At 67.1% G+C, this 12,071-nt stretch carries 8 protein-coding genes; 5 read left to right on the top strand and 3 right to left on the bottom strand.

Features of this window, described 5'->3' with window-relative positions:
• Positions 1-192 precede the first annotated feature (192 nt).
• Both ACP2AH_RS07935 and hisN read left to right on the top strand, forming a co-directional pair.
• Positions 193-1,074, top strand: coding sequence for an N-formylglutamate amidohydrolase (locus tag ACP2AH_RS07935; protein WP_425105292.1), 882 nt, complete (start codon positions 193-195; stop codon positions 1,072-1,074).
• A 1,685-nt stretch (positions 1,075-2,759) separates the two neighbouring features.
• Positions 2,760-3,545 (top strand): histidinol-phosphatase, encoded by a 786-nt coding sequence (gene hisN / locus ACP2AH_RS07930; protein WP_425105375.1) that lies wholly within the window; start codon positions 2,760-2,762, stop codon positions 3,543-3,545.
• 17 nt (positions 3,546-3,562) lie between these two features.
• Here hisN and ACP2AH_RS07925 read toward each other — a convergent pair whose 3' ends face one another.
• On the bottom strand, positions 3,563-4,522 hold the full coding sequence (locus ACP2AH_RS07925; RefSeq protein WP_425105291.1) for an alpha/beta fold hydrolase: 960 nt from the start codon (positions 4,520-4,522) through the stop codon (positions 3,563-3,565).
• A 114-nt stretch (positions 4,523-4,636) separates the two neighbouring features.
• Positions 4,637-5,020 carry a hypothetical protein gene (locus ACP2AH_RS07920; protein ID WP_425105290.1) on the bottom strand — a complete coding sequence of 128 codons (384 nt, stop codon included), beginning with the start codon at positions 5,018-5,020 and terminating at the stop codon, positions 4,637-4,639.
• 267 nt (positions 5,021-5,287) lie between these two features.
• On the opposite strand from ACP2AH_RS07920, the gene ACP2AH_RS07915 reads away from it, so the two are divergent.
• A complete protein-coding gene (locus tag ACP2AH_RS07915) occupies positions 5,288-5,779 on the top strand; it encodes an Hsp20 family protein (RefSeq protein WP_244375189.1) in 492 nt (163 codons plus the stop codon).
• Between the two features lie 152 nt (positions 5,780-5,931).
• Here ACP2AH_RS07915 and ACP2AH_RS07910 read toward each other — a convergent pair whose 3' ends face one another.
• A complete protein-coding gene (locus ACP2AH_RS07910) occupies positions 5,932-6,858 on the bottom strand; it encodes a hypothetical protein (RefSeq protein WP_425105289.1) in 927 nt (308 codons plus the stop codon).
• Between ACP2AH_RS07910 and ACP2AH_RS07905 the strand changes: the two genes are divergently transcribed.
• Entirely contained in the window at positions 6,857-7,204 is a 348-nt protein-coding gene (locus tag ACP2AH_RS07905) for a hypothetical protein (RefSeq protein ID WP_425105288.1), read from the top strand. The genes ACP2AH_RS07910 and ACP2AH_RS07905 overlap by 2 nt on opposite strands.
• A gap of 85 nt (positions 7,205-7,289) precedes the next feature.
• On the top strand, positions 7,290-12,026 hold the full coding sequence (gene gltB / locus ACP2AH_RS07900; protein ID WP_425105287.1) for a glutamate synthase large subunit: 4,737 nt from the start codon (positions 7,290-7,292) through the stop codon (positions 12,024-12,026).
• Positions 12,027-12,071: the final 45 nt, after the last annotated feature.

Below are 12,071 nucleotides of genomic sequence, written 5' to 3'. Positions count from 1 at the left end.
CGCGCCGCGTACACGTTCTCCTTGGGTACCCCAGCGCCCCTTAGCACATCGTGAACGTGCACCCCTTTCCCTCGCGCGGACGTGTGCGCAAAAACCGGCGCGCCCGCGCGCGGGCGCATTCCGCCCCGCCATGCGCCATGTTAGAGACGGAGGCTAGGCCCGCGCGCGGTGGGGCCGGAAGCGGATTGAGGAATGATGGCCGTCATTGCCGAGACGATCGACCCCGCCTTCGAGATCGTCCAGCCGGCCGCGCTTCGTGCCCCGTTCCTGTTCAATTCGCCCCATAGCGGCATCGTCTATCCCCGCGCCTTCGTCAGCCAGTCGCGGCTCGATCTGCCGGTGCTGCGCCGCTCCGAGGACAGCTTCGTCGACGAGCTGTTCGCGCAGGTGACGCGATTCGGCATGGGATTCATGCGCGCGCATTTCCCGCGCTGCTATCTCGACGTGAATCGCGAGCCCTATGAGCTGGACCCCCGCATGTTCGAGGGCCGGCTGCCTGCTTACGCCAATACGCGCTCCATGCGGGTGGCCGGCGGGCTCGGCACCATCGCCCGCATCGTCGGCGAGGCGCAGGAAATCTATGGCCGGCGCATTCCGGTGGATGAGGCGATCGCCCGCATCGAATCGCTCTACAAGCCCTATCACCGCTCGCTGCGGCAATTGATGGCGCAGATGCAGCGCAGCTTCGGCGTCGCCGTTCTGGTGGATTGCCACTCCATGCCGTCCGGCTGCCAGCGGGACGGGCGCATCGACATCGTGCTCGGCGACCGCTACGGCACGAGCTGCGCCGGCATCATTCCCGACACGATCGAAGCCGAGCTGCGCCGACGCGGCTACAGCGTTGTGCGCAACAAGCCATATGCCGGTGGCTTCATCACCGAGCATTACGGCAACCCCGCCTCCGGGATGCATGCGGTGCAGATCGAGATCAACCGCGCGCTCTATATGCGCGAGGCGACCTACGAACCCTCCGAGAATTTCGAGATCGTGCAGAACGATCTGCTCGAAGTCGCGCTCGCGCTGACCGAGATACCGCATCTCGATCTCGCACCGCTACGCACCGCGGCGGAATAACCCTTATTTTTCAATTCACTGACGAGACGTTTCAAATTTTTGATGGGGCGACGTAAAAAACCTCATCGCAGAGCCTTGCATTTTAAACATGCGAGCTATACCAATTCTGCACGCTCGGTTCCGGGCTGAAATCCACCACCGATTGTTCGGTCAAAGCCGCTCAAAAAGCGGGGGGAAAGGTCGGTCCGAAAGGACGGACGGGCTCTCTTGAAGAGACCACGGAACCGCGACGGGACGACCGGCAAGATGGCAGAGCCACGGCAGGCGTTTCGTCCGGCGCAAAAGAAAGAGGCCGCTTACGCAGCGCGCAAGCGGCCCAAGTCTAGGGAGGAAACGCCCAAGGAGGGCTGCACGGAGCGACGCCAATCGCTGCGTGCGAGTGCAAGATGTAGGTGCATTGCGGAATAATCAAGGCAATCACCGCCAGTTTCTGGCATACCAAATACGGTGGCGCGAGCGGTGTGACATTAATACCGCAATTTGCCGTATTGAATTACCTTTCAGGAGCGCTTGGCGCCCTACCGGGCGCTGACGGAGCCGACCGGGGGGTCGCGGCACGTCAGCGCCCGCTTCCGTTTGGGGGCCCGGCGCATTGCTGGTGACGCGGAGTGCCGGAATCAGGGCACCGCGCCGTCTCTCCCCGACACCACTTGGAGCGCAACCGCCGACAAAGCGGCGGCCCTGTCCCATCGCCCCCTCCCCGGCCTTGACCTGCTCGACGGACGTTTCGCGGAGCAGTCGCCACGCTGCGCGTGACCGGCGGAGACCTGGGCGCCCGATCCTATCGAGCATTGGGGGCAAACTGGGTGTGCGACGGGGAGAGGGTTGCTCTTATCGGGCCCCGCGCGGCGTTGCGGTTCCACTGCCATCAAGAGAGACGTTGAGGCCAGGACCTCGGCCGTGCGTCAACCGGTATGAAGGTGAGCCCCATCGCGCACCCGCCGACCCCGTTCACCACAGCGGGACTGCGCGGGCGCTGAAAAGAAAGAGGCCGCTTACGCAGCGCGCAAGCGGCCCAAGTCTAGGGAGGAAACGCCCAAGGAGGGCGGCGGCAGCGTGACGCCAATCACGCCGCCGCAACGCAATAAACATAGACCTGCGACGCCGCCGTGACAACGGCGAAACGAAAGAAACGAAACTGGCAATTGGTCGCAGGCGCTCAAATGATGACAATCGCGCACTCAGCGCGCGTGGCGCCGAAATCGGCACGCGATGCTTTTGAGCGCCGCCTGCCATCGCCCCGAACACGGCCTCGGACGCGAGGGCCCACCCCATGCGGAGCCGCATGGCGCGCCTAGCCGCCGAAAATGTCATTTAATTTCAAATGGATGGCGGAAAAGAAAGGGGCCGCTCACGTTGCCGGAGCGGCCCAAGTCTAGGGAGGAAACGCCCAAGGAGGGCGGCGGTAAGGCGACGCCAATCGCTCTACCGCGCTGCAATAATATGGCAGGTTCGTTTCTCCGGCGCAACGCCGGAATTGCCCATTTCTTGACCCTGCCGGAATGGCAGCCATGCGCTTGGCGCGGGGCAAAGATGAGGAACGCCCCTCAGCTCGCGCAGGGGTCGCGGCGTCCTCCGGCCCCGTACCACACATAGGGGCAATTGCCGTTCCCCGCGCTGCCCGGTAGGAAGTGAGGAACGCCGGATGGAACGGGCCGGCAGGGCAGCAGCAGGGGCAGGACCAGATGGGCGCGGTGGACTTCGAGAGCTTCGTCGACGAACTCGCCACCGTGTCCGGGCAGGTCATACTGCCTTTCTTCCGCACCGCCCTGGGTGTTGAGGACAAGAGCCGCGGCGCGGTGTTCGATCCCGTCACCGCCGCCGACCGGGCCGCCGAGCAGGCGATGCGGGCGCTGATCCGCCGCACCTTCCCCAGCCATGGCGTGCGCGGCGAGGAGTTTCCCGATGAGGGCCTCGATGCCGATTATGTCTGGGTGCTCGACCCCATCGACGGCACAAAGTCCTTCATCAGCGGCATGCCGGCCTGGGGCACGCTGATCGGCCTGTGCCGGCAGGGCGAGCCGGTCTTCGGCATGATGCACCAGCCCTTCATCCGCGAGCGCTTCACCGGCGACGGCGCGCAGGCGCGCTATCGCGGCCCGGCCGGCGACCGCCGGCTCACCGTCCGCCCCTGCGCCTCCCTGGGCGAAGCTGTGATGATGACCACCAGCCCGCTGCTGATGGAGGAAGGCAACCGCGCCCTCTACACGGAAGTCGAGAAGCGGGTGCGGCTGCCGCGCTATGGCGGCGATTGCTATGCCTATTGCATGCTGGCCGCCGGCCATGTCGATCTCGTCATCGAGACCAATCTGAACGATTTTGACATTCTGCCGCTCACCCCCATCGTTCAGGGCGCGGGCGGCATCGTTACCAATTGGGAGGGCGGCTCCGACCTCTCCGGCGGGCGCGTCGTCGCCTCAGGCGACCGCCGCCTGCATGACGAGGCGCTGAGCGTGCTCAACCGCGGCTGAGCTTCCCCTCTACGAACTCAGGCGGCCGCGCTGCCGGGAATGAAGGCGTCGAAGGCGGCGAGCAACGGCTCGCGGAACAGGTCGCGCTCCTGCAGCAATTCGTGTCGCGCACCAGGAATGATGATGTGAGCCCCGGCGATCAGCCGGGTTCCGAGATGCTCGATGCTCGGCGTGGAAACGATCTTGTCCGCGCCGGCGCCCACCATCAGCAGCGGCTGCCGGATTGCCCGCGCCGAGGCCGGGTCGGCCAGCGTCTCCATCAGGTCGAAGGCGGCCTTCACCCAGCCGATGGTCGGGGGTCCGACTTCCAGCTGCGGGTGTTCCATGGATATGGTGAGGTTGCGGGCGAAGCGCGTGGCGTCGGAGGTGAGGCGGTTGCCCTCGAAATGGACCTCGTGCAGCGGCCGTACCTTGCGGGTCGGCACATAGGCGCGCGAGAGGCCGAGGCGCGACAGGGTGCGGGCGATGCGCCGCGCCGCGACATCGTGCTTCAGCAGCGAGAGGTCGAGCATGGGCGCGACGAGGAACATCCGCTCGAAGGACTGCCCGCCCCGGCGTGCGTGATCGAGCAGGATCGCCGCGCCCATGGAATGGGCAAGGGCGAAACAGGGGCCCGGCATATCCGGCAGCACCACCTCGCGCAGCAGCGCCTCAATGTCGAGCTGGTAATCCGCGAAGTCCTTGATATGGCCCTTCATCGGGTTGGACAGCAGCCGCTGTGAACCGCCCTGCCCGCGCCAGTCGAGCGCGGCCACAGCGAAGCCCCGGCGCAGCAGGTCGCGTACGGTCTCGAAATATTTCTCGATCTTCTCAGTGCGGCCGGGAAAGACGCAGACCGTGCCGTGACAGAGCGCGCGCTCTGGCATCCAGCGGGCGAAGCGCAGCCGAATGCCGTCCGTGGCGGTGACCGCGCCGCACAGGGCACCTTCCGGCACCGGATTATCCCGGGTCGAATAGAGAACGGGTTTGAAGGTCATGTCGCCGCGCGCTGGTTTTTGCCCCTGCGGCTTATAGCGAAGCCCCGGCATCGGGCAAAGGAGCAAAAGCGCGCAAAGCGCCGCAACGTCAGCCCGGCCGGGCGGTGGCGCCTCTCAGTAGCGCTTGTCGCCGAAGCCGATCACCTTCATGCCGCTGATGGCGCCGGACGCGCCGTCCACCACCACCTGCACGCGCTCGCCGCGCGGGCCGTTGGCTTCCAGAAGAATGGTGGCCCCGCGCCGGCGGATCACGGAAATGTTGGAAAAGCCGCGCGCGCTCAGCATCCGCACCGCCGCGTCGGCATCGACCGGCCCGCCCCCCCGTCCACCCGGCGGCGCGTCATAGGGCGCGTAGGGGCCCGGTCCCGGCGCATAGGGCCCGGGCGGCGGACGATAATTCTGGGCGAACGCGGTCATGCTCCCCGGCAGCAGCGGGGGAAGCATCCCGACCAGCAGTCCCACGGCGACGGCCAGCGCCACCGGTGCCCGCGTCCTCACTCCACACCACCCCTCGATCGGATTTGTACCGACCTTCGATCCCTTAACCCGTCGGCACTGAATAGGGTCCGTGCCCCTCGTTCATCCCTCGTTCAGGTGCAACGCGCACCGGCCGCGACCGGCGCGCCGTCGATTTCGCCGCAAGGCTCTTGCGCGCCGCAAAGCCCTTCCTATCTCGCTGTTGTACCGGCCAGAAGGCGGTACGTGAACCGGGTTCGGCTCAATTGAGAGGACCCTTCTGCATGTCGCTTAACGTGAGGATATGCCATGCGTACGTTTGACCTTACCCCCCTGCACCGTTCGACCGTCGGCTTTGATCGCCTGTTCTCGCTGCTCGACCAGGTGAACAGCGTCGACACCGCCCCCACCTATCCGCCCTACAATATCGAGCGCACCGGCGAGAATGCCTATCGCATCACCGTCGCCGTCGCCGGCTTCACCGCGGACGACCTGTCCATCGAGGTGAAGGAGAATGGCCTGTCCATTCGCGGCGATCGCAAGGTCGAGGCCGGCAAGCCGGCCGACGTGCTCTATCAGGGCATCGCCGCCCGCGCCTTCGAGCGCCGCTTCCAGCTCGCCGACCATGTGGAAGTGCGCGGCGCCAGCCTCGCCAACGGCCTGCTGCATGTGGAGCTGGTGCGCGAGATTCCCGAGGCGATGAAGCCCCGCACCATTCCCATCGCCACCGGCGCCAGCGCGCCGCGCGTGATCGAGGCCAAGACCAGCGAGGCGAAAGCGAGCGAGGCTCAGGCCGCGTGAGGTGGACGCCGCGTGAGGCGGACGCCGCGCTAGCGAAGCCGACGGCCTGCTGCGGGTGAGGACCGTCCCCGCAGCGGCGACCCGGCTCTCCATCTGACAGAAAGGGCGCCCCGGCGGACCACCGGGGCGCCCTTTGCGTTGCGGGCGGAAGGTCAGTCCTCCGTCGGCGCCGGCTTGCCCGCGGCGCCGCGCGCATAGACCGAAGCGGTACCGGCCGGCACGGTGCTGCCGGTCCCGACGCCGGTTCCCGTGCCGCTGCCGGCGGGGGGAACGGAGGGCGTTGCGGCGGCAGCCTTGGCCGGTTCGGCGGGCGGCGCGGCCGCGGGAGGCGCAGTCGAAGCCGCTGCGGGGGGCATGGCGCTCGGCGGGACGGCGGTTCCCGGGATGATCCGCACCGGGCTGGCAGCGCCCGGCGCCGGCTCGCTCGCCCCCGTCGCAGCGGAGGGTGACGCGGGCGTCGTCGCATTGGCTGCCGGCTCCGGCGAGGCCGGGGCGGGCGGCGGCGCGGAATCCGGCGCGGCGGCGGGCGGCACGTCGGCCGAAGGCTCCGGCGCCGGGATGGCGGCAAGTTCCGGCGGCCGTGCGGGCGGCAGCGGCGCCACCGTCGGCAGCGCCTGACGAACAGGTGCCGACGGCGCGCTGCCCACCGGTCCCTGCCCGATCGGGTGCATGGCGATCACCTCGCCGCTATAGGCATCGATACGCACGCGCATGCGCGCCCCCGAGCGCGCGGTGGCATCGACGAGATAGGTGTTGCCGTCGACGCGCGGGCGGCCGATGGCGCTCATGCCCATGGAGCGCAGCATCGGGGCGACATCGGCGAAGGGAAAGCGACCCGGCGCCTGATAAACCGGCGGTGGGGCCGGATAGGCGGCAGGCGGGGGATAATAGACCGGGGGCGGCGGGTAATAGGCCGGCGGTGGACCGTAGTAGCGGTCCACATAGACCCCGCCATAGGGCCGGACATACATCTGTGCCTGCGCCGGCAGGCTGATGAGGGTGCACAGGCCGGCCAGCACCGGCAGGGCCGCCGCGAGGCGCCGGGGCAAGCGGGCGGTCGGCGCGCAGGGCATCGGCATGGACATCTCCGAAGCGGAAGGGCGAGCGGGCAGCGAAGCCGCAAAATGCGGCATCGGCAAGACCTTGGCGCATGTCTCCTCCCCTGCCGAGCTCGCGACCAAGCCGGCGGCAAGGGCGGCCTTCGGGCGCAATGGCGTTGCGCGCAAAGGCCAGGCGCCTTACCGTTCGTTTCGCCCGGCGCGCACGCTTCGCAAGAAGAGTGAAAAAACGCGCCGGCCAAGACGCGCGCGGCGCTTGTGCGCGCGCGTCAATTCTGGCATCTTCGCGGTTGATAGGGCAGGTATGCTGTCCTATAATTCGCGGCCCAGCCCTTCTGAGGGCGTGGCACGGCGGATGCTAGCGTAGTTCGGCGAGCGGGAACGCCTTGCGGGAGAGCGCCCCGCGGGAACAGTCCGTTTCGGCGCCGGACATCAAAGCGACCCTTGAGGGAGTGACGGGAATGAATGAGGAATGGGGCGGCTCCGCCGCGCACGTTGTCCACGAGGCTCCGGTTCGTCCGGCCGCGGCGGATCGTGCCACCAAATCCATTTCCCACATCGACCCGGGCCTCCCCGCGGCGCAAGGGCTCTATGACCCGCGCAACGAGAAGGATTCCTGCGGCGTCGGCTTCATCGCCGACATCAAGGGCCGCAAGTCGCACCAGATCGTCCAGGACGGGCTGAAGATCCTGCTCAACCTCGAACACCGCGGCGCGGTGGGCGCGGACCCGCGCGCCGGTGACGGCGCCGGCATGCTGGTGCAGCTGCCGCACCGCTTCTTCGCCAAGGAGGCGGAGAAGCTCGGCTTCACGCTGCCTGCGCCCGGCCATTACGCGGTCGGCCACATCTTCATGCCGCAGGACGCCGAGGGGCGGGAGATCATCCGCACCACCATGGAGCGCGTGGTGGCGGAAGAGGGCCAGATCCTGCTCGGCTGGCGCGACGTGCCGACCGACAATTCCTCGCTCGGCCACACTGTCCTCCCGACCGAACCGCGTCATGTGCAGGTGTTCATCGGCCGCGCCGAGGCGATCGCCAGCGAGGACGACTTCGAGCGCCGGCTGTTCATCCTGCGCAAGGTGATTTCCAACGCGGTCTACGACGCCAAGGACCCGCGCACAGCCGGCTATTACGTCGTGTCGCTGTCCTGCCGCACCATCGTCTATAAGGGCATGTTCAATGCCGACCAGCTCGGCGCCTATTATGCCGACCTGCACGACCCGGAGTTCGAGAGCGCGGTCGCTCTCGTGCATCAGCGTTTCTCGACCAACACCTTCCCCGCCTGGTCGCTCGCCCATCCCTACCGGATGGTCGCGCATAATGGCGAGATCAACACGCTGCGCGGCAATGTGAACTGGATGGCGGCCCGCCAGGCTTCCGTCGACAGCGAGCTGTTCGGCAACGACATCTCGAAGCTCTGGCCGATCTCCTATGAGGGACAGTCGGACACGGCGTGCTTCGACAACGCGCTCGAATTCCTCATTCAGGGCGGCTACGAGCTGCCGCATGCGGCCATGATGCTGGTGCCCGAAGCCTGGGCCGGCAACCCGCTGATGAATGAGGAACGCCGCGCCTTCTACGAATACCACGCCGCCATGATGGAGCCGTGGGACGGGCCCGCCGCCATTGTCGCCACCGACGGGCGCCAGATCGTCGCCACGCTGGACCGCAACGGCCTGCGCCCCGCGCGCTATCTCGTCACCAAGGACGACAAGATCGTGCTCGCCTCGGAAATGGGCGTGCTCACCTTCCCCGAAAGCGAGATCGTCACCAAGTGGCGCCTGCAGCCGGGCCGGATGCTCCTGGTCGACCTGGAAGAAGGCCGCCTCGTCCCCGACGAGGAGGTGAAGACCACGCTTGCCAAGGCGCACCCCTATAAGGAGTGGCTGCAGCGCACCCAGCTGGTGCTGGAGGAGCTGCGCTCGGTGGAAGCGCGCGAGGTGCGCACCGACGTGTCGCTGCTCGATCGTCAGCAGGCCTTCGGCTACACCCAGGAAGACCTCAAGCTGCTGATGGCGCCGATGGCGACCACCGGCCAGGAAGCGGTCGGCTCCATGGGTACCGACACGCCGATCTCGCCGCTGTCGAAGAAGTCGAAGTCGCTGTTTACCTATTTCAAGCAGAACTTCGCCCAGGTCACCAACCCGCCGATCGACCCGATCCGCGAAGAGCTGGTGATGAGCCTCGTCTCTTTCATCGGGCCGCGGCCGAACATCTTCGACCTGGAAGGCAATTCCCGCCGCAAGCGGCTGGAAGTGCGCCAGCCGATCCTGACCAATGAGGACCTGGAGAAGATCCGCTCCATCGGCTTCATGGAGGAGCGCTTCGACACCCGCACGCTCGACATCACCTACCCCTCCGACAAGGGCGCGGCGGGTATGGGCGATGCGGTGGAGCGGCTGTGCGAGCGCGCCGAGGCGGCGGTGCATGGTGGCTACAACATCATCATCCTCTCCGACCGTCTCGTCGGGCCGGACCGCATCCCGATTCCCTCGCTGCTGGCGACGGCGGCGGTGCATCATCACCTGATCCGCAAGGGCCTGCGCACCTCGGTCGGTCTCGTCGTCGAGACGGGTGAGGCGCGTGAGGTGCACCATTTCGCCTGTCTCGCCGGCTATGGCGCCGAGGCGATCAATCCCTATCTCGCCTTCGAGACCATGATCGACATGCGCGTCGACATCCCCGAGGAGGTCGACGAGTACGAAATCGTCAAGCGCTACATCAAGTCGATCGACAAGGGTCTGCTCAAGGTCATGTCCAAGATGGGCATCTCGACCTACCAGTCCTATTGCGGCGCGCAGATCTTCGACGCCGTCGGCCTCAACCAGGAGGTTGTCGACCGCTACTTCTTCGGCACCGCCTCCTCGGTCGGCGGCATCGGTCTTGCCGAGATCGCCGAAGAGACCGCCATGCGCCACCGCGACGCCTTCAGCGACGCGCCGGTCTACCGCACCTCGCTCGATGTCGGCGGCGACTACGCCTTCCGCCTGCGCGGCGAAGAGCACGCCTGGGACCCCGAGACCGTCGCAGTGCTGCAGCATGCGGTGCGCGGCAATGCGCAGGACAAGTACCGCCATTTCGCCCAGCTGGTGAACGAGGCCGGCGCCAAGACGCTGAACATCCGCTCGCTGTTCCGCATCCGCGAGGCCGGCGAACTCGGCCGCGCGCCAATCGCGCTCGACGAGGTCGAGCCGGTGGCCGAGATCGTCAAGCGCTTCGTCACCGGGGCGATGTCGTTCGGCTCCATCTCGCGCGAGGCGCACACGACGCTCGCCATCGCCATGAACCGCATCGGCGGCAAGTCGAACACCGGCGAGGGTGGCGAGGAGGCGACGCGCTTCAAGCCGCTGCCGAACGGCGATTCGATGCGCTCGGCGATCAAGCAGGTGGCGTCGGGCCGCTTCGGCGTCACGGCGGACTACCTCGTCAACGCCGACATGATCCAGATCAAGATGGCGCAGGGTGCCAAGCCCGGCGAAGGCGGCCAGTTGCCCGGCCACAAGGTGGATGCGGTCATCGCCAAGGTGCGCCACTCCACACCGGGCGTCGGCCTTATCTCGCCGCCGCCGCACCATGACATCTATTCGATCGAGGATCTGGCGCAGCTCATCTACGACCTGAAGAACGTCAACCCGGAGGCCGACATCTCGGTGAAGCTGGTGTCCGAGGTGGGCGTCGGCACGGTCGCGGCTGGCGTCGCCAAGGCGCGCGCCGACCACATCACCGTCTCCGGTTTCGAGGGCGGCACGGGCGCCTCCCCGCTCACCGCCATCAAGCATGCCGGCTCGCCCTGGGAGATGGGCCTCGCGGAGGCGCACCAGACGCTGGTGCTGAACAATCTGCGCGGACGCATCGCTCTTCAGGTCGATGGCGGCCTGCGTACGGGTCGCGACGTGGTGATCGGCGCTATGCTGGGGGCGGATGATTTCGCCTTCTCCACCGCGCCGCTGATCGCGGCCGGCTGCATCATGATGCGCAAGTGCCATCTCAACACCTGCCCGGTCGGCGTCGCCACCCAGGACCCGGTGCTGCGCAAGCGCTTCAAGGGCACTCCCGAGCACGTCATCAACTACTTCTTCTTCGTCGCCGAGGAAGTGCGCGAGTTCATGGCGGCCCTCGGCGTGCGGACCTTCAACGAACTGATCGGCCGCTCCGACTGGCTCGACCAGCGCGAGGCGATCGAGCACTGGAAGGCCAAGGGTCTCGACTTCAGCCGCATCTTCGCCAAGCCGCAGGTCGGCCCCGACGTCGCGATCTACCACACCGAGCGCCAGAACCACCCGATCCAGCATGTGCTCGACCGCACGCTGATCCACCAGGCCATGCCGGCGCTGGAGAGCGGCGAGAAGGTGGTGATCCACAGCGAGATCAAGAGCATCAACCGCTCGGTCGGCGCCATGCTCTCGGGCGAGGTGGCCAAGCGCTATGGCGACGCCGGCCTGCCGGACGACACGATCAACATCCATCTGACCGGCACCGCCGGCCAGGCCTTCGGCGCCTTCCTCGCCACCGGCGTCGCCATGACGCTGGTCGGCGAAGCCAATGACTATGTCGGCAAGGGCCTCTCGGGCGGGCGGATCGTGGTGATGCCGGCGGCGGACAGCGCCATCGTGCCGGAACAGTCGATCATCGTCGGCAATACGGTGCTCTATGGCGCCACCTCCGGCGAGGTCTATTTCCGCGGCGTCGCCGGCGAGCGCTTCGCCGTGCGCAATTCGGGCGCCATCGCGGTGGTCGAAGGCACGGGCGACCATGGGTGCGAATACATGACCGGCGGCGTGGTCGTCGTCATCGGCCAGACCGGGCGCAACTTCGCGGCCGGCATGTCCGGCGGCGTCGCCTATGTGCTGGACGAGGACGGCACCTTCAAGAAGCGCTGCAACCTCTCCATGGTCGATCTCGAGCCGGTGGAAGAGGAAGAGGACCTGCTGGAGCGCCTGCACCACCATGGTGGCGACCTGGAATTCAAGGGCCGCATCGACATCATGGCGGATATGGGCCACCACGACGAGGAGCGACTGCATCAGCTGATCGCCAAGCACCTGCACTATACGGGCTCGGCGCGGGCGCAGGCGATCCTCGACAACTGGGCCGATTATCGCGGCAAGTTCGTCAAGGTGATGCCCGTCGAATACCAGCGGGCGCTGCGCGAAATGGAGAAAATGCGCGGCCTGCAGGCAGCCGAATAGGTCTGCCCGCACCCGCCGGGCTCCCGGCGGGACCGGCCCTTCGGG

This window comes from Ancylobacter sp. (assembly GCF_965249975.1).
GTDB lineage: Bacteria > Pseudomonadota > Alphaproteobacteria > Rhizobiales > Xanthobacteraceae > Ancylobacter.
The sequence above is the reverse complement of the archived record's forward strand: the minus strand, read 5'-3'. Positions and strand labels throughout refer to the sequence as shown.